Raw genomic sequence first — 17,376 nt, 5'->3', positions numbered from 1 at the left:
GAGACCGACCCCAACAGCCATTTCGGCTATCGGGGTCGGTTTGTTTTTGGTATCCGTTTTAAAACATCAGCCGCGCAACATCCATATTGCACACACTAACACAATCGCTACCAACAAAGCGGCAAGCAGTTGTCCCATTCCTGCCAATTTAGGCTGTTGGGCATCAATAGTTTTAAAGCCACTCATCATCGGCGTAATCAAATCCTGTTTTTTCACAAAGCGATACAGCAAAACAGCCGCGATATGTACACCCGCCAAAACAGCTAAAACATTAAAGAAATTGACATGGATTTTTCGCGCCAGCGTACCGGCGTGTTCGCTGACCAAATGATTTAAAAAGCCGGAATTGGTAAACGTATTTTCATCGGCGGCAAATAAACCTGTGGCCGTCTGAAAAACCAAGGCGGCCAATAAAGCGATGACCATCAGCGCGCCCAAAGGATTGTGGCCGACCAATTCGTCTTCAGACATTCGGCCTTGCGTATAGCGGCGGATTTCGGAGAACGGACGCACAAATCGGCAGAATTTTGCCGTATCGCTGCCCCATATCCCCCAGCACAAGCGGAAAACCACCAACGCCAGCATCAACAAACCGCCGCGCAAATGCCATACCAGCATATCGCCGCCTTGGGTTGCGCTGTACCACATGAATCCCATCAATAACACCAAGAGCCAATGGAACAGGCGCGTAGGTGCGTCCCAAACTTTTATTTTTTGCTTCATTACCTTTTACTTTCTGATTTAAAATTAAATTTCTTATCTTGGAAGGTTACGCCATGCAGCCCATCTACACGCTTCCTGAATCGCTTCAAGCTTTTCAGACGGCCTTAGCATTTCCCGACGTATTCCGCCCCCGCGCCCAAGAATCGCACAAAGGCACATACGGCACGCTTGCCATTATCGGCGGCGCAACGGGAATGAGCGGCGCAGTGGTTTTGGCAGCCACAGCCGCGATGTATCAAGGATGCGGCAAGGTTTGGGTGGGTTTCAACCAAGCCACGCTGCCTTTTGCCATCATTCCCGAACGCCCTGAAATCATGCTCGCCACTGCGGCCCAACTGATGGAGCGCAACGATGTCAGCGCACGGGTAATCGGCTGCGGATTCGGTTTGGACGGATTATCAGATCAGCTGCTGCCACAAATCCTGTCTACACACCATGACCAGCCTTTATTGCTCGATGCAGATGCCTTGACACTGCTGGCCCGTTCTCCCGAATTGGCCGAACGCCTCAAATCGTACAAACATATCATCCTGACACCTCATCCGGCCGAAGCCGCCCGCCTACTCGGTACCAATACTCAATCAGTTCAAACCGACAGACCCAAAGCCGTAACCGAAATCAGCCAAAAATATGGCGCGACTGTCGTATTGAAAGGCCATCATACATTAGTTGCCGCAACTGACGGCATGACCTATACCAACACCAGCGGCAATGCCGGTTTGGCCACCGCCGGCAGCGGCGATGTCTTGAGCGGCATGATTGGCAGCCTGCTGGCACAAGGCATTCCGGTATTCCAAGCCGCCTGCGCCGGCGTATGGCTGCATGGTGCGGCGGCCGATGTCATCAAACACAGCGGCCAAATCGAAACCGGTATGCTCGCCGGAGAAATCGCACCTGCCGCCCGATGGCTGCGCAATATTTTATCAAAAGAGTAATACTGTCTATATCATAAATACAAATTGCAGGCCGTCTGAAAATCAATCTCTATTTTCAGACGGCCTGGTTTATTTTTAAGTCATTTTGCAAATTAAGGTTAAGACGTGTATCCTTGACTTCCCTTAAAAACAACTTCACAACATATTATCATGAGTATCCTCAATAAAATCAGCAACTTTATTGGAAAAACATTTTCCCTTTGGGCTGCGCTCTTTGCCGGTATCGCTTTTTTCGCACCCGATACCTTCAAATGGGTCGGCCCTTACATTCCTTGGCTTCTGGGCATCATCATGTTCGGTATGGGCTTGACCCTTAAACCCTCCGACTTTGACATTTTGTTCAAACATCCCAAAGCCGTCATCATCGGCGTGATTGCACAATTCGCCATCATGCCAGCAACCGCCTATCTGCTGGCCAAGCTGTTGAACCTGCCTGCCGAAATCGCAGTCGGTGTGATTTTGGTCGGCTGCTGCCCGGGCGGTACGGCTTCCAATGTAATGACTTATCTGGCGCGCGGCAATGTGGCTTTGTCGGTTGCCGTTACATCGGTTTCCACCCTGATTTCCCCATTGCTGACCCCCGCCATCTTCCTGATGCTTGCCGGTGAAATGCTGGAAATACAAGCGGGCAGTATGTTGATGTCCATCGTCAAAATGGTTTTGTTCCCCATCGTTTTGGGCTTGATTGTCCATAAAGTCTTGGGCAACAAAACTGAAAAACTGACCGACGCGCTGCCACTGGTTTCCGTTGCCGCCATCGTACTGATTATCGGCGCGGTAGTCGGCGCCAGCAAAGGCAAGATTATTGAAAGCGGCCTGCTGATTTTCGCGGTTGTCGTACTCCACAACGGCATCGGTTATCTGCTCGGCTTCTTTGCCGCCAAATGGACCGGCCTGCCTTATGATGCACAAAAAACGCTGGCCATCGAAGTCGGTATGCAAAACTCAGGCTTAGGCGCCGCGCTTGCCGCCGCACACTTTGCCGCCGCGCCGGTTGTTGCCGTTCCCAGCGCATTGTTCAGCGTGTGGCACAATATCTCCGGCTCGCTTCTGGCAACTTATTGGGCAGCCAAAGCCGATAAAAATAAAGAATCCTAAACGTCTTTAATCATAAGGCCGTCTGAACAGGGATAAACGAAATCAACGATTTCTGCCTTACCTGTTCAGACGGCCTTTATTTTAAAATCAAGCAGGATTATTGTTTGGCTGCTTCGATTTGGATATTGATGTTAACTTTTTTGCTCATACCGGCACTTACCAAATAATCCAAGCCCCATTTGGTACGGTCGATGGTGGTGCTGAAGTCGCCGCCACACACTTCTGCTTTTAACATCGGGCTTTGGTAGCAGTTGAATTTGTCGGCTTTGAGTTTCACCGGCGCAGTTTTGCCGTTCATGGTCAGGTTGCCGTCAACGGAAAGCAGTTTTTTGCCGTTGAAATTGAATTTGGTGGATACAAAACGGATTTCAGGGTATTTGTCTGCATTGAAAATATCGGCAGATTTCAAATGCTGGGTAAAGTGGTCAGAACCGGTTTGCAGTTTGGACAAAGGCAATACGATATCGATAGAGCCTTGGCGTTTGGCACGGTCAAATTCCAAATTACCGGTCAAACCATAAATACCGCCAACGTTGGTGCTGGTGTTGAAATGGTCGATGGCAAAGCGGGCATTAGCATGGAATTCGTCCACTTTATAAACAGCGGCAGACGCAGCAGAAGCCAGCATGGCTGAACACAATGCAAACATGATTTTTTTCATTGTCTTATCCTTAGAAATGTGAGAAGTTCCCTATCATATCACTTTTTGATGCCATCATCTTTTGCAACTAAGAAAGACAGCGTTTCATCTTAAGAAAACTTCAGGCTGTCTGAAAAAATGAGCAGCAAATTCAGGTGAAGCAAATACAGTTTAGTTTTATTACAAAATAGCGTGCTTCATCGCTCGTAATTGGTATAAAATACCGAGTTATTTCTACAACAGGCCGCCAACCAACCAGCCTATTTCAGACGGCCTCAGCATAAAACAAAGGAACAAAAATGCCTGAATACCGCTCCAAAACCTCTACCCACGGCCGCAATATGGCAGGCGCGCGCGCATTGTGGCGTGCGACCGGCGTCATGGAAACCGACTTCGGCAAACCGATTATCGCCATTGCCAACTCCTTCACCCAATTCGTCCCGGGCCATGTGCACCTGCACAATATGGGTCAACTGGTTGCCCGTGAAATCGAAAAAGCCGGCGGCATTGCCAAAGAATTCAATACCATCGCCATTGACGACGGTATCGCCATGGGTCACAGCGGTATGCTCTACTCCCTGCCCAGCCGCGACCTGATTGCCGACTCCATCGAATACATGGTAAACGCCCACTGCGCCGACGCGCTGGTCTGCATTTCCAACTGCGACAAAATCACCCCGGGTATGCTGATTGCCGCCATGCGCCTGAACATTCCGACCATCTTCGTTTCCGGCGGCCCGATGGAAGCCGGTAAAGTTATCGGCGTGGCCAATATTCAGCCCGAACGCCGTTTGGACTTGATTGATGCCATGATCGAATCGGCTGACGACAATATCAGCGACAAACAAGTCGAAGAAGTCGAACAAAACGCCTGCCCGACTTGCGGCTCCTGCTCCGGCATGTTTACCGCCAACTCCATGAACTGCCTGACTGAAGCACTCGGCCTTTCCCTGCCGGGCAACGGTTCTTATCTGGCTACCCACGCAGGCCGCAAAGAATTGTTCCTCGAAGCCGGCCGCATGATTGTCGAAATCACCAAACGCTACTACGAGCAAGATGACGAAACCGTGTTGCCACGCAGCATTGCCACCAAAAAAGCGTTTGAAAACGCCATGACCATGGACATCGCCATGGGCGGCTCTACCAATACCATTTTGCACCTGTTGGCCGTTGCCAACGAAGCCGGTGTCGACTTCAAAATGGCAGACATCGACCGCCTGAGCCGCGTTGTACCTTGCATCTGCAAAACCGCGCCAAACAACCACGACTACTATATGGAAGACGTGCATCGCGCAGGCGGCATCTTCGCCATCCTGAAAGAATTGGATAAAGCAGGAAAACTGCACACCAACGTGTACACCATCCACGCGCCGACACTGAAAGACGCGATTGAAAAATGGGACGTGACCAACCCTGAAAACACCCATGCCATCGAGCGTTTCAAAGCGGCTCCAGGCGGCGTGCGCACCACTCAAGCATTCTCACAAAACCGTATGTGGAAAACCCTCGACCTCGACCGCGAAAAAGGCTGTATCCGCGATGTCGAACATGCCTACTCACAAGACGGCGGTTTGGCAGTATTGTTCGGTAATATCGCCGAGCGCGGTTGCGTAGTGAAAACCGCAGGCGTGGACGAGAGCATCCTCAAATTTACCGGCCGCGCCCGCGTGTTTGAAAGCCAAGAAGACGCAGTCGAAGGCATTTTGGGCAACCAAATCGTCGCCGGCAACATCGTCATCATCCGCTACGAAGGCCCTAAAGGTGGCCCGGGCATGCAAGAAATGCTGTACCCGACTTCTTACCTGAAATCCAAAGGTTTGGGCAAAGAATGCGCCCTTCTGACCGACGGACGCTTCTCCGGCGGTACTTCCGGCCTGTCCATCGGTCACGCTTCGCCTGAAGCGGCAGAAGGCGGCGCAATCGGTTTGGTACACGAAGGCGATACCATCGAAATCGACATTCCAAACCGCAGCATCCACCTTGTCATTTCCGATGAAGAGCTTGCCGCACGCCGCGCCGAAATGGAAGCACGCGGCAGCAAAGCGTGGAAACCGGAAAACCGCGACCGCTACGTCTCCGCAGCCCTGCGTGCCTACGGCGCGATGGCGACTTCCGCCGATAAAGGCGCAGTACGCGACGTATCGCAAATCGAACGTTAATTAACCTGACTTAAGGCCGTCTGAACGCTTTCAAGTGTTTCAGACGGCCTTCATTCAAACGGACAAATATGGACAAATTCATTTTAGCGATGATCGGCATGGCCATTGCCCTCTTGATTATTATTGGCGGCGGATTTATCGCTGTCGAATATTTCAAATCCCATCCTGAAGCATTCCAAGTCAAGCCGCTATCAAAATAATCATTTAACGGCATGAGTTTCAAGGGGAAAGAGCCGTAGCTCAAGGCCGTCTGAACGCAGTACATATAATGAAACACATTCTTTACTGGCTGGGCGGTTTTGCCGTCGCCCTCGGCATATTCCAATACTACGAAACCCATCGCTATTCCGAAGACCAGCTCATCTACGCCCAATCGCCGCAAAATCGTACTGCCGTTGCCGATTTTGACGCCTTGGCGTATTTAAACTTCCTCCGCGCCTCAGCCAATCTGCCCGCACTGGCGCACTCAGTCACACTCGAACGCGCCGCACGCAATCATGCCCGCTATCTGCTGCAAAACCCTGACGACGGACATGACGAACACAATACACTCAATCCCTTTTATACAGGTCCACGCCCATCAGACCGCACGCGCAAAGCCGGTTATGCCTATAAAGGCGTGCATGAAAACGTCAGCACCGGCCAGCACCCGCCAAACGAAAAAATCAACGACCACCTTCCTGCCCAACATCAGCTGGACAACCTGATGACGGCGATTTACCACCGTCTCTCCTTACTCGATCAAAATATCGACGAGGCCGGAGCCGCATTTGAATCGCAAGGCAAACAAATCGCGCTAAGCATCAATCAGGGCGACAGCAGATTCAACAGCCTCTGCCAAAAAAACCGCCCTCTCTCCGACCTCAGCCGCTCGTTTTATCAAGATGCCTGTCATGGTCATGCCATTGTTTATGCTGATGAAATTTCCAACCGCAAAACCCGGCCTTACATCACCTATCCGCAAGGCAATTTCGCTTCGCCGGTTTTCCACAGCGAACGTCCCGACCCTATGCCGCATTATGAAATGACCGGCAATCCGGTCAGCATCGCGTTCTCAGAACAATTGCCTCCGGTCAAAATGCGTTCGTTCAAACTGTATCAGGACACAAAAGAAATCAGAGACGTCAAAATCTTAGATAAAGATAATGACCCAAACCGCCTCCTGACCGAACGCCAATTTGCGCTGTTTCCTTTACAGCCATTGGAATACTACACTGACTACCGTGCCGTGTTCGAATACCGTCAAAACGGAAAAGACAGAACGGCCGAATGGACATTCAGCACGCAAAAACCCGATTATCCTTACTTCATCGTCAAAGGCGGCGAAACGCTGGCCATCGAATCCGGACAAAAATATTTTATCCATTGGCAGGATTTTTGGTGCTTGAAACAATGCGAACGCTACAACTACCGCATGAACCGCGACACCCAACTCGACATTATCGAGCGGCAGGCGGGCGGCATCATTATCCGTGTCAACGGAAGCAAAGGCAGCAGCATCCGCTTAATGCCCGAAGGCGAAGACAGGCGCGCCATTACACTTTATTTATGGAAATAAAGCCGTTTTCAGACGGCATGAAGCACCAAAAAGCTGATAAAATACCGCCTCACCACCCTACGGCAAGCTATCCAATATGACCAAACATCCGCAAATAGCAGCTAATACCCGCTATGCTTTTGCCAGCATTGCCGCCATGTTAGCCGCGTTTTTACTGTTCGTTGCCGTCATGTTGCTGCCTTTGGGGCTGACAGCGGACACGCAAGTGATCCTGGTACGGTTTTCACTCTACGCAATCGTGCTGTTTGCCGTACTTGGCGGTATTTTTTCTGTACGCGTTGCCTATTTGCGTAAAAAGAACGGAGCATGACATGACCCAAGCCGATAAAATCCCACAAGAAATCCGCCTCCAGCAAGAGCGGCGCGTACTGACTTTGGTCTATGTTGACGGTGCCAAGAGCCTTCCTGCCGAATACCTGCGCGTGTACTCGCCCAGCGCGGAAGTGCGTGGACACGGTCCAGGTCAAGATGTCTTGCAAACAGGCAAAGCCGAAGTCAGCATTACCGATTTAGACCCCGTCGGCCAATACGCCTTGAAAATTACTTTTTCAGATGGCCACGACAGCGGCCTTTACGATTGGGACTATCTCTACCGACTGGCACACAATCAAGACGCTCTTTGGCAAGACTATCTCAACCGCCTCGAAAAAGCCGGCGCGTCCAGAACGCAAAGTGCCGAAGATTTAAAACCCAAACGCACACATTCCTGCGGTAGCGGAGGTTGCAGCGGAAAGGCCGTCTGAAAAAAGGCGAAGCCGTAACATTGGACGACGGCAGAATCATTGACAGCAAAGCATTCCTCTCCCCGCCAAAAAAAGGACGGGTAGTAGCCATCTTCGGCGATACCAAAGCCTGTCCGCAGGCAGTGTGCGCCGCGCAAAATGCAGACGTTTTGGTGCATAAAGCAACCTTTGCGGCAGGCGATGAAGAGACAGCGGAACGAGTATTCCATTCGACCGTATCCGATGCCGCCAAGCTGGCCTTGCAAGCCAATGTGAAACAACTTTACCTGACCCACATCAGCGCACGTTATACCGAAGAAGAACAACGCCTGATGCTGGAGCGGCAGGCACAAACTATATTTCCCGCGTCGAAAGTGGTTGGCGATTTCGACGTATTCGATATCTGAATCCGTATTATTTTAAGAAGGCAGACACTATGAGCGACCACAAAACCCATTTCGGCTTCTCTACCGTTGACGAAGACGAAAAAGCAGGCAAAGTTGCCGAAGTCTTCCACTCCGTGGCAAAAAACTACGACATTATGAATGACGTAATGTCCGGCGGTCTGCACCGTGTTTGGAAACATTTCACCATCAATACCGCCCGTCTGAAAAAAGGCGACAAAGTATTGGACATCGCCGGCGGTACTGGCGATTTGTCCCGAGGCTGGGCGAAACGTGTGGGCAAAGAAGGCGAAGTTTGGCTGACAGACATCAACTCCTCCATGCTGACGGTCGGCCGCGACCGCCTGCTCAACGAAGGCATGATTCTGCCCGTATCGTTGGCAGATGCTGAAAAATTGCCGTTCCCCGACAACTATTTCAATCTGGTTTCCGTCGCATTCGGTCTGCGCAACATGACGCACAAAGATGCCGCGCTGAAAGAAATGTACCGCGTGTTGAAACCGGGCGGCACCCTGCTGGTGTTGGAATTCTCCAAAGTGTACAAACCTTTGGAAGGCGTGTACGACCTCTACTCTTTCAAACTGTTGCCGATTATGGGCAAACTGATTGCCAAAGATGCCGACAGCTACCAATACCTCGCCGAGTCCATCCGTATGCACCCCGACCAAGAAACCTTGAAGCAAATGATGCTGGACGCAGGCTTTGACAGCGTGGATTACCACAACATGAGCGCAGGCATTGTTGCCCTGCATAAAGGCGTGAAATTCTAAGGCTGTCTGAAACAAACACAAAGGGCGTGATTAATAGACACGCCCTTTGTGTTTAAACCTTATCCAAGCCAATCTGGCACAAACCAAAGGCCGTCTGAACAACCGTAAAACGAAATCAAGGATTTCGGTTACACCATTCAGACGGCCTTAATACGTTTAAATCAGCTTATGTCCCTGCTTTCACGCTTTGCCATTGACGGACCATAAATTTCAATGCCGCCGGTTGGATAGGCACCATGATAAAGCTGTTTTTCAAATCCTCCTCGGTCGGAAAAATCGTATTGTCGTTTCTAAACTCTTCATCCATCAGCTCTTGAGCCGGTTTGCTGGACGGCGCATAAGTAACAAAATTGCCGTTTTTCGCTGCAACTTCAGGATCTAAGAAATCATTGATATACGCATGGGCATTGGCCACATGTTTGGCATCTTTCGGAATCACAAACGAATCCACCCAAATCCCTACGCCTTCTTTCGGCATCATCACACGGATTTTTTCCTTGCCGCCTGCTTCTTCCGCACGGCGTTTGGCAATGTTCAAATCGCCGCCAAAGCCAATCGTTACGCAAGTATCGCCGCGCGCCAAATCATCGATAAAACCGGACGAAGTAAAACGCTTGATGTACGGACGATTTTTCTTCAAGACTTCCGTAGCCGCCTTAATATCTGCCGTTTCGCTGCTGTTTGGATTTTTACCCATATAGTTCAACACCATAGGATAAATTTCAGCCGCGCTGTCCAAATAGCTGATGCCGCATTGCTTGAGTTTGGACGTGTATTCAGGGTTAAACACCAAATCCCATTGATTGTCCGGCAGCTGATCCGTGCCCAAAGCCTTTTTCACACGCTCGGTATTGATGGCGAAAGTATTGGTACCCCAATAAAACGGCACTGCATATTCATGCCCCGGATCGACGCCTTCCATCAGCTTCATCAACTGAGGATTCAAGTTTTTGTAGTTGGGAATCAAGGACTTGTCGATTTTCTGATACGCACCTGCCTTAATCTGCCTACCGACAAACGCATTGGAAGGAGCCACGATGTCGTAACCCGACTTACCGGTCAACACCTTGCTCTCCAGCGTTTCATCGCTGTCATATACATCGTAAGTTACTGCGATACCGTGTTTTTTCTCAAACGCGGCAACCGTCTCGGGATCGACATATTCCGACCAGTTATAAATGCTCAATACCTTTTGATTATCGGCTTGAGCCGCCTTGTCGGCAGAAGTTTTGTCCGAGCCGCCGCAGCCGGCCAGTGCCAGCGCAGCCAGTACGATGAGGGGCAGATGTTTGGTCATTATCATTCCTTGCGTATCCGGTTGAAAATAGAGAGGCATTATAAAGCAGGCAAGCCCGAGCGGATAGGCTTCATTGTTAAAAGATATCGCCCCGCTTAAGGCCATCTGAAAGCGACGTTAAAACCTTTCTGCCGATAGCTTGAAATATGGTTTTGCGGTAAGATAACGCCCATTCGTTTTTAATCGCAACGCGCCGTCAGGGCCGTCTGAAATCCTTGTAAAAAATTTATCGAGATATTATGAAAACCACCGAACTACGCCAAAAATTCCTGAAATTTTTCGAATCTAAAGGCCACACCATCGTCCGCTCCTCCTCGCTCGTGCCACACGACGACCCGACCCTGCTGTTTACCAACGCAGGCATGAACCAATTTAAAGACGTATTCCTCGGCTTTGACAAACGCCCTTACAACCGCGCCACTACCGCGCAAAAATGCGTACGCGCAGGCGGCAAACACAATGACTTGGAAAACGTCGGCTACACCGCCCGCCACCATACCTTCTTTGAAATGATGGGCAACTTCTCCTTCGGCGACTACTTCAAACGCGACGCCATCCACTTCGCTTGGGAATTCCTCACTTCTCCCGAATGGCTGAACATCCCCAAAGACAAACTCTTGGCAACCGTATACGCCGAAGACGACGAAGCCTACAACATCTGGCTGAACGAAATCGGTATGCCCGCCGAGCGCATCGTCCGCATCGGCGACAACAAAGGCGCGAAATACGCGTCCGACAACTTCTGGCAGATGGGCGACACCGGCCCTTGCGGCCCTTGCTCCGAAATTTTCTACGACCACGGCGAAGAAATCTGGGGTGGCATTCCGGGCAGCCCTGAAGAAGACGGCGACCGCTGGATCGAAATTTGGAACTGCGTATTCATGCAGTTCAACCGCGACGAACAAGGCAATATGAATCCGCTGCCCAAACCGTCCGTCGATACCGGCATGGGCTTGGAGCGCATGGCGGCAGTAATGCAGCACGTCCACAGCAACTACGAAATCGACCTGTTCCAAGACCTGCTCAAAGCCGTTGCCCGCGAAACCGGCGCGCCGTTCAGCATGGACGAGCCGAGCCTGAAAGTGATTGCCGACCACATCCGCTCCTGCTCCTTCCTGATTGCCGACGGCGTGATGCCGTCCAACGAAGGACGCGGCTATGTACTGCGCCGCATCATCCGCCGCGCCGTGCGCCACGGTTACAAACTCGGTCAGAAACAGGCGTTCTTCTACAAACTCGTGCCCGATTTGGTGAAAGTAATGGGCGACGCGTATCCTGAGTTGAAAGAAAAACAAGCGCAAATTGAAGAAGCCCTGAAAAACGAAGAAAGCCGTTTTGGACAGACTTTGGAAACTGGCTTGAAATTATTTGATGACGAGCTTTCTAAAGTTCAATTTAATGCGATATGTAAGCATGTTTCAGAAAACGCATACAGTAATGAAACAATGTCCGTATCTTCAGCATTAAATACTAATGGTCACTGGGAACTCTTGTTTACTCCTAGTTCATCAAAAATTACTCCATTTAAGTTTAATTATGAGAATTGGAGAAATGCTGAGCAATATTTAAAAGAAAACAAAAACCAAATTACAGTTGATAAAAATATCTTATCAGATAGTATTAAGGGAGCTGCTGTTGGTGCAGGTGCAGCACTCTTATTTAATCTTGTATTTGGTACCAAAATTTCTTTAAAAACTGCTGCGGCAGCGGGAGGTACGTTAAGTACGGGGGCTGGCTATTTAGAAAAAAATCAATTGGAATCAGAAAAAAATGATTTTATTAATGCATTAGAGTTATTAATTCCGAAGTTGGTCGAACGCAGTAATACTCAAAAAACTACTTTGGCAGGTGAGACGATCTTCAAACTTTACGATACCTACGGCTTCCCTTATGACCTGACCGCCGACATGGCGCGCGAATTGGGTATCGAACTGGACGAAGCAGGCTTCGAGCGCGAAATGGAAGCACAACGCGCACGCGCACGCGCCGCACAAAGCTTCAAAGCCAACGCCCAACTGCCTTACGACGGTCAAGACACCGAGTTTAAAGGTTATAGCGAACGTCAAACCGAATCCAAAGTCCTCGCCCTCTACAAAGACGGCGAGCAAGTCAACGAATTGAACGAAGGCGATGAAGGTGCCGTCGTTATCGACTTTACCCCGTTCTATGCAGAATCCGGCGGTCAAGTCGGCGACGTCGGCTATATCTTTGCAGGCGAAAACCGCTTTGAAGTACGCGATACCCAAAAAATCAAAGCGGCTGTATTCGGACAATTCGGCGTACAAACTTCAGGCCGTCTGAAAGTCGGCGACAGCGTTACCGCCAAAGTGGATGACGAAATCCGCAATGCCAATATGCGCAACCACAGCGCGACCCACTTGATGCACAAAGCCCTGCGCGACGTATTGGGCGAACATGTTGAACAAAAAGGCTCTTTGGTTACCGCCGAATCCACCCGTTTTGACATTTCCCATCCTCAAGCAGTAACTGCCGAAGAAATCGCTGAAGTAGAACGCCGTGTCAACGAAGCCATTTTGGCCAACGTTGCCGTCAATGCAGCTATTATGAGCATGGAAGATGCCCAAAAAACCGGCGCCATGATGCTCTTCGGCGAAAAATACGGCGACGAAGTACGCGTACTGCAAATGGGCGGTTTCTCTACCGAATTGTGCGGCGGTACACACGTTTCACGCACCGGCGACATCGGCCTCTTCAAAATCATCAGCGAAGGCGGTATTGCCGCAGGCGTGCGCCGTATCGAAGCCATCACCGGCCTGAATGCACTCAAATGGGCGCAAGAACAAGAGCGTTTGGTGAAAGACATTATTGCCGAAACCAAAGCCCAAACCGAAAAAGACGTACTGGCGAAAATCCAAGCAGGCGCGGCACACGCCAAAGCATTGGAAAAAGAATTGGCACGCGCCAAAGCCGAACTCGCCGTCCACGCAGGCGCCAAACTCCTGGACAACGCCAAAGACTTGGGCGCGGCCAAACTCGTTGCCGCACAAATCGAAGCCGATGCCGCAGCCCTGCGCGAAATCGTGACCGATTTAACCGACAAATCAGAACAAGCCATCGTATTGCTCGCCGCAGTCAACGACGGCAAAGTTTCCCTGTGCGCCGGCGTATCCAAACCGTTGACTGGCAAAGTCAAAGCAGGCGATCTGGTTAAATTTGCAGCCGAACAAGTCGGCGGCAAAGGCGGCGGCAGACCAGATTTGGCACAGGCAGGGGGCAGCGATGTCGAAAAACTGCCCGCCATGATTGATAGCGTGAAAGATTGGGTTAGCGCGAAGCTGGCTTGATGGAGAAAGGCAGCCTGAAAGGGATTCAGGCTGCCTTTTGTGTTAAAGATGCCGTCTGAAAGATATTTTCAGACGGCCTCTGTCAGTTTATTTGGCTTTATACCTACCATTGAATAGCGATTCAGAAGGTATCCAGCCATCTGCCAAATCATCCAACATCTTAATCCAATACTCTAGGCGTTTTTCTGTCGGGACGCTTTCTCCCCAATATTCGACAATTAGAGCATCATCCATTTCCAAAGCAGCTTTTTCAATTTCATGCTCAATCAATTTTAAAGATTTTTCTACATAGTTTCCGCCACGGTAGTCTTCCGCCGAGTTGGCAACGCTGCCCGCACTGAATAAGTCCCGCGCCTGATGACAAAGCACACCGCGATAGGTAACCAGATACAGGACGGCATTATCGTATTTGTGCTTCGCCCTGCCTGAGCAGACAATACGGGGGGAGACTAATGCTGCTTCAGCTCGGAGGCGGATTTTTTCTTCCTGCGGCAGGGAAGTGTAAAGGCGCACTTCCAAAGGCAGATCATGGCTGTCTACTGCGTCAATGTCTTCTATCCACCATAACCGCTCGCCTTCTTTCAGCCTGTTACGGGCATATTTTCGGATATATTCCATTTTTTCATGCATATCCAAATCGGCAAATTCAGCATAGGAAATACCGAAACCCTCAAACAGAGACGGTCGATCAGATTCTATTTCTACCTCAAAGCGCGGAACATGCGATGTGCGGACATGAATTACGCTATCTTCGTAAAGTTGCCATTTCACATCGGGAATGCCCCCCATTTTTCCGAATACCACATAGATATGCTGTACACCGTCAGCTTTGTTTTTCTCTTGGATACTGTTTGCTACGCTGCGCCAAGTATCTTTTAGTGTGAATTTGACTTCTACGCCATATTCCCCTATTGGAACATCGGGGAAAATTTGCGGCACAGGTTCAGGATTGATAACTATGTCAGCATAAGCGGGAATTTTTGCAATGCACAGCGCACGAACTCTGTTTTCAAAAATATCTTGGGATTTGAAAGGTGCGTTTTTTGCCTCTTGCCTCAATACGGTGCAAACCTCGTCTAAAAACTTCTCAAACTCCTTTTTTGTCAGCATAATGCATTACCACTTAAAAATATAAAGTAGTAATTTTATCTTATTTAACAGGGTTATTTAAGTGCCTTACTGACGGCGGCGGCGATGTGCCACCCTAAAACAGGAGGGACGGCGTTGCCAATTTGCCGTTCTGTGGCACGCAATTTTGCCTGGAAAATAAAATTGTCGGGAAACGATTGGATGCGCGCCGCCTCACGCATGGAGATGCGGCGGGGTAATTCGTAATGCCACTGTATGTTTCCATGGCATTCTGCCCTAATAGTGTAGCCCGCCCTTTCGGCATCCAATTTTCGACTACCTTGATCGGGGCTTTTTTCTGCTCTACTCCAAATATGGTTGGCAATTTCGTCTTCTACTTTGTCGACCAAATCGCCTATAGCCTGTCTAGCTGTTACATAGCTGTTGCTGGTATTTGTTTTTTCAATCTGTATTTCGGGAATTTCAGGTAGCCTTCCAACGATGATAACTCGCTCCCGAGTCTGTGGAACACCGTAATCGGCTGCATTCAGCAAGTAGTAATCTACCTGATAACCCAAATTGCGAAAATCTGAAAGCACTGTTTCCAAATCTTTCCGATGATGCTTCATCAGTAGCCCTTTGACATTTTCAGCAACAAATATTTTGGGGCGAACGCGTTCAACAGCAGACAACATGGCTTTATACAGCCCGCTGCGGCTGCCTGAAATACCTGCACCTTTACCATTAATAGAAATATCCTGACAAGGAAAGCCACCGATAATGATGTCTGCGCTAGTGGGTATTTCATCCAAATGCTGCCAAATATCACCATGTACAATGTGATTTCCTAAGTTGTGGCGGTAGGTTCTAACAGCGTGTTCGTCGATTTCGTTCGCCCAAATAATATCAAAATCATGTTTGTCATAAGTACGGTTTAAAAACTCAAAGCCCCCTAGAAAACCCAAATCCATTCCGCCACAACCGCTAAATAAAGAAATAATTTTATATTTTTTTTCGCGGTCTTCTTGCTTTTCCTGTTTGGTCATTAACTCCATACATTTAAGATAAAAAGCATGGGAAAAAGTACCTCTATTTACTTTGTTACAAATTGCATTTGCCGTTTCACTTTCCCCTTGCTCCAAGAATAATTCTGATAATTGTATAAAGCCAATTCCATGCTCATGCATTTTGGCTTTTATGGCATCTCCAGCTAACTTGTTCCAATTTTTTCGTGCAAATTCGGTCATGGTTAATCTTTCAGTCATTCATAAATGACATTATTTTAGCGTTTTTTATAATTTAAGCCAAGATTTAAAATCTACCTTTAGGTTTACAGGCCGTCTGAAAACAAAAATCTCGTTTTCAGACGACCTTTTTCCGCTAAAATCCCCCTACCGTCCAACCCGAAACAAGGAGAACCATCATGCAAGTTCCTACTTCCGCCATCATCAACGGCGAATTTGCCGACAAATACGGCAAACGCGGCAGCAAGCCGTAGCCAGCACCCCTGTCAACCGCGTGCGTGGCTACGCCACACACCCTACCTGTGGGCAACGCAAACCTTAAGATTAAGGTGTAGGGTATGTGCGGTACGCACGCACGCGGTTTTTGTTGCTACCGAATGATTCCAAACCATGCCGTAATCCAGTCAGCAGCAAACGCAGCTTGGGTCATGTACCAACAAAACTCAATATCAAAGGCCGTCTGAATTTCAGACGGCCTTTTTGTTTTCATTTTAAGTTGATTAATGCTTAAATTTTAGCTTTTTATTCAGTCATCTAATATCAATCTTTCTCAATCGTAAAAAACAGTTCTTCCTGTTTCAAAGCATTACCGTCTGCATCGGTCAATGCTGCTTCTGCTGCGGAAAACTTGATAACGGCAAGACTGAGGCTGCCTTGTTCAGTCAGTGCGGTGTTGAGGATGACGCCTGCTTCTTCCTCGCCGACTTTGATGGCAATACCGGCGGCTTCCAAAGAATCGCCGCTTAATACGGCCAAACCACGTTTGACTTGGCCTCGGTATTGGGCGCGTGCGATGATTTCTTGGCCGGGGTAGCAGCCTTTACGGAAATGGACTGCGCCGATGACGTGTTGGTTGAGCATTTGGGCAACGGCCGCTTCTTTGGTTGCGGCGCAAATCCACGGATAGCCGCTGCGGATTTCGTGCAGGTTCCATGCGTTTTCGGCTCCTGCCTGATATTCGGCTGCGTTTTCGGCTGCTGAAATTTTCAGACGGCCTGTGTGCGGCAAGGTAACTTCTACGGCGTTTGCTTGAATTTGGGCTGGGAAAGACAATTGCGGTTCGGTAGCAGGATGTGGTTCTGCATTGTCTGCCAACTCGCCGCTTACTGCCAAATCAGGCATCAGCTCGAAGACGACTTTTGCACGCAAGACAAACATTCTCAAGCGTTTGACGATGGCTTCGGTCAAATCTTGAGCCATGACCAACAGTAAATCTTCTCCGCGATTGACGACCAGCATATTTGCCAACACACGGCCTTTAGGCGTATTGTATGTGGCGTAACATGCCTGACCGGAAGCTAAATTATTAATATCGTTGGATAATTGACCATGAAGAAATGAAGCTCTGTCTTCGCCGCTGACACGGACAACGCTGAAAAAAGGCAGGCGGGTTTGCATAATCGACTCCTTAAATTGTAGATGCTGAATTATCGCCCAAATTGCCGCTTATTAT

At 49.4% G+C, this 17,376-nt stretch carries 15 protein-coding genes and 2 pseudogenes; 11 read left to right on the top strand and 6 right to left on the bottom strand.

Translation table 11 applies throughout. The annotated features are described in order from the left end of the window. Nucleotides 1-66: 66 nt before the first annotated feature. A complete protein-coding gene (locus tag ACTHS4_RS04750; protein WP_070826942.1) occupies nucleotides 67-723 on the bottom strand; it encodes a cytochrome b/b6 domain-containing protein in 657 nt (218 codons plus the stop codon). A 53-nt stretch (nucleotides 724-776) separates the two neighbouring features. On the opposite strand from ACTHS4_RS04750, the gene ACTHS4_RS04745 reads away from it, so the two are divergent. Together ACTHS4_RS04745 and ACTHS4_RS04740 are read left to right on the top strand one after the other, a co-directional pair. Further along, nucleotides 777-1,658: an NAD(P)H-hydrate dehydratase gene (locus ACTHS4_RS04745; protein ID WP_070826941.1), complete on the top strand. Its 882-nt coding sequence runs from the start codon at nucleotides 777-779 to the stop codon at nucleotides 1,656-1,658. A 150-nt stretch (nucleotides 1,659-1,808) separates the two neighbouring features. Next, nucleotides 1,809-2,756: a bile acid:sodium symporter family protein gene (locus ACTHS4_RS04740; protein ID WP_070826940.1), complete on the top strand. Its 948-nt coding sequence runs from the start codon at nucleotides 1,809-1,811 to the stop codon at nucleotides 2,754-2,756. Nucleotides 2,757-2,853: 97 nt separating this feature from the next. Here the strand turns inward: ACTHS4_RS04740 and ACTHS4_RS04735 are convergent, their stop codons facing one another. Further along, on the bottom strand, nucleotides 2,854-3,417 hold the full coding sequence (locus ACTHS4_RS04735; protein ID WP_070585678.1) for a YceI family protein: 564 nt from the start codon (nucleotides 3,415-3,417) through the stop codon (nucleotides 2,854-2,856). 278 nt (nucleotides 3,418-3,695) lie between these two features. On the opposite strand from ACTHS4_RS04735, the gene ilvD reads away from it, so the two are divergent. The 7 genes from ilvD to ubiE all read left to right on the top strand — a co-directional run bounded on the left by ilvD (nucleotide 3,696) and on the right by ubiE (nucleotide 9,009). Then, nucleotides 3,696-5,555: a dihydroxy-acid dehydratase gene (ilvD, locus tag ACTHS4_RS04730; protein ID WP_440365556.1), complete on the top strand. Its 1,860-nt coding sequence runs from the start codon at nucleotides 3,696-3,698 to the stop codon at nucleotides 5,553-5,555. A 68-nt stretch (nucleotides 5,556-5,623) separates the two neighbouring features. Continuing rightward, nucleotides 5,624-5,755, top strand: coding sequence for a hypothetical protein (locus ACTHS4_RS04725; RefSeq protein ID WP_256388404.1), 132 nt, complete (start codon nucleotides 5,624-5,626; stop codon nucleotides 5,753-5,755). A 68-nt stretch (nucleotides 5,756-5,823) separates the two neighbouring features. Beyond that, nucleotides 5,824-7,113, top strand: coding sequence for a CAP domain-containing protein (locus ACTHS4_RS04720; RefSeq protein ID WP_070826938.1), 1,290 nt, complete (start codon nucleotides 5,824-5,826; stop codon nucleotides 7,111-7,113). A 76-nt stretch (nucleotides 7,114-7,189) separates the two neighbouring features. After that, on the top strand, nucleotides 7,190-7,423 hold the full coding sequence (locus ACTHS4_RS04715; protein WP_070826937.1) for a cytochrome b6: 234 nt from the start codon (nucleotides 7,190-7,192) through the stop codon (nucleotides 7,421-7,423). A gap of 1 nt (nucleotide 7,424) precedes the next feature. Continuing rightward, nucleotides 7,425-7,856 (top strand): gamma-butyrobetaine hydroxylase-like domain-containing protein, encoded by a 432-nt coding sequence (locus ACTHS4_RS04710; RefSeq protein WP_070826936.1) that lies wholly within the window; start codon nucleotides 7,425-7,427, stop codon nucleotides 7,854-7,856. Further along, entirely contained in the window at nucleotides 7,835-8,242 is a 408-nt protein-coding gene (locus tag ACTHS4_RS04705; protein WP_283122316.1) for an MBL fold metallo-hydrolase, read from the top strand. The genes ACTHS4_RS04710 and ACTHS4_RS04705 overlap by 22 nt, the downstream gene beginning before the upstream one ends. Before the next feature lie 29 nt (nucleotides 8,243-8,271). Next, nucleotides 8,272-9,009: a bifunctional demethylmenaquinone methyltransferase/2-methoxy-6-polyprenyl-1,4-benzoquinol methylase UbiE gene (gene ubiE, locus ACTHS4_RS04700; protein WP_004519946.1), complete on the top strand. Its 738-nt coding sequence runs from the start codon at nucleotides 8,272-8,274 to the stop codon at nucleotides 9,007-9,009. A 166-nt stretch (nucleotides 9,010-9,175) separates the two neighbouring features. On the opposite strand, the gene ACTHS4_RS04695 is transcribed toward ubiE, so the two are convergent. Next, the gene (locus ACTHS4_RS04695) at nucleotides 9,176-10,306 is read right to left on the bottom strand and encodes a polyamine ABC transporter substrate-binding protein (protein WP_440365555.1); all 1,131 of its coding nucleotides are present in this window, start codon (nucleotides 10,304-10,306) and stop codon (nucleotides 9,176-9,178) included. A gap of 239 nt (nucleotides 10,307-10,545) precedes the next feature. On the opposite strand from ACTHS4_RS04695, the pseudogene alaS (ACTHS4_RS04690) reads away from it, so the two are divergent. Together alaS (ACTHS4_RS04690) and alaS (ACTHS4_RS04685) are read left to right on the top strand one after the other, a co-directional pair. Further along, nucleotides 10,546-11,703, top strand: a pseudogene (gene alaS / locus ACTHS4_RS04690) (alanine--tRNA ligase); the annotation flags it as partial. A gap of 444 nt (nucleotides 11,704-12,147) precedes the next feature. Further along, a pseudogene (alaS, locus tag ACTHS4_RS04685) lies at nucleotides 12,148-13,611 on the top strand (alanine--tRNA ligase); the annotation flags it as partial. A gap of 87 nt (nucleotides 13,612-13,698) precedes the next feature. Here the strand turns inward: alaS (ACTHS4_RS04685) and ACTHS4_RS04680 are convergent. From ACTHS4_RS04680 to ygfZ, 3 genes are all read right to left on the bottom strand, one after another. After that, nucleotides 13,699-14,721: a restriction endonuclease gene (locus ACTHS4_RS04680; RefSeq protein ID WP_440365554.1), complete on the bottom strand. Its 1,023-nt coding sequence runs from the start codon at nucleotides 14,719-14,721 to the stop codon at nucleotides 13,699-13,701. Nucleotides 14,722-14,774: 53 nt separating this feature from the next. Continuing rightward, the gene (locus ACTHS4_RS04675; RefSeq protein WP_002234134.1) at nucleotides 14,775-15,926 is read right to left on the bottom strand and encodes a DNA cytosine methyltransferase; all 1,152 of its coding nucleotides are present in this window, start codon (nucleotides 15,924-15,926) and stop codon (nucleotides 14,775-14,777) included. A gap of 537 nt (nucleotides 15,927-16,463) precedes the next feature. Then, entirely contained in the window at nucleotides 16,464-17,321 is an 858-nt protein-coding gene (ygfZ, locus tag ACTHS4_RS04670; protein ID WP_440365553.1) for a CAF17-like 4Fe-4S cluster assembly/insertion protein YgfZ, read from the bottom strand. Between the last annotated feature and the right edge of the window lie 55 nt (nucleotides 17,322-17,376).

Source organism: Neisseria sp. P0014.S009 (genome assembly GCF_051958155.1).
Taxonomy (GTDB): Bacteria; Pseudomonadota; Gammaproteobacteria; order Burkholderiales; family Neisseriaceae; genus Neisseria; species Neisseria flavescens_C.
This window is presented reverse-complemented; position numbering and strand designations above follow the sequence as displayed.

Excerpts from the sequence above, each read along its gene's own strand:
- ilvD (WP_440365556.1), top strand. The coding sequence starts at position 3,696 with ATGCCTGAATACCGCTCCAAAACCTCTACCCACGGCCGCAATATGGCA.
- ACTHS4_RS04675 (WP_002234134.1), bottom strand. The coding sequence starts at position 15,926 with ATGACCGAATTTGCACGAAAAAATTGGAACAAGTTAGCTGGAGATGCC.
- ACTHS4_RS04715 (WP_070826937.1), top strand. The coding sequence starts at position 7,190 with ATGACCAAACATCCGCAAATAGCAGCTAATACCCGCTATGCTTTTGCC.
- ubiE (WP_004519946.1), top strand. The coding sequence starts at position 8,272 with ATGAGCGACCACAAAACCCATTTCGGCTTCTCTACCGTTGACGAAGAC.
- ACTHS4_RS04750 (WP_070826942.1), bottom strand. The coding sequence starts at position 723 with ATGAAGCAAAAAATAAAAGTTTGGGACGCACCTACGCGCCTGTTCCAT.
- ACTHS4_RS04735 (WP_070585678.1), bottom strand. The coding sequence starts at position 3,417 with ATGAAAAAAATCATGTTTGCATTGTGTTCAGCCATGCTGGCTTCTGCT.
- ACTHS4_RS04720 (WP_070826938.1), top strand. The coding sequence starts at position 5,824 with ATGAAACACATTCTTTACTGGCTGGGCGGTTTTGCCGTCGCCCTCGGC.
- ACTHS4_RS04725 (WP_256388404.1), top strand. The coding sequence starts at position 5,624 with ATGGACAAATTCATTTTAGCGATGATCGGCATGGCCATTGCCCTCTTG.
- ACTHS4_RS04680 (WP_440365554.1), bottom strand. The coding sequence starts at position 14,721 with ATGCTGACAAAAAAGGAGTTTGAGAAGTTTTTAGACGAGGTTTGCACC.
- ACTHS4_RS04740 (WP_070826940.1), top strand. The coding sequence starts at position 1,809 with ATGAGTATCCTCAATAAAATCAGCAACTTTATTGGAAAAACATTTTCC.
- ACTHS4_RS04745 (WP_070826941.1), top strand. The coding sequence starts at position 777 with ATGCAGCCCATCTACACGCTTCCTGAATCGCTTCAAGCTTTTCAGACG.
- ACTHS4_RS04695 (WP_440365555.1), bottom strand. The coding sequence starts at position 10,306 with ATGACCAAACATCTGCCCCTCATCGTACTGGCTGCGCTGGCACTGGCC.
- ygfZ (WP_440365553.1), bottom strand. The coding sequence starts at position 17,321 with ATGCAAACCCGCCTGCCTTTTTTCAGCGTTGTCCGTGTCAGCGGCGAA.
- ACTHS4_RS04710 (WP_070826936.1), top strand. The coding sequence starts at position 7,425 with ATGACCCAAGCCGATAAAATCCCACAAGAAATCCGCCTCCAGCAAGAG.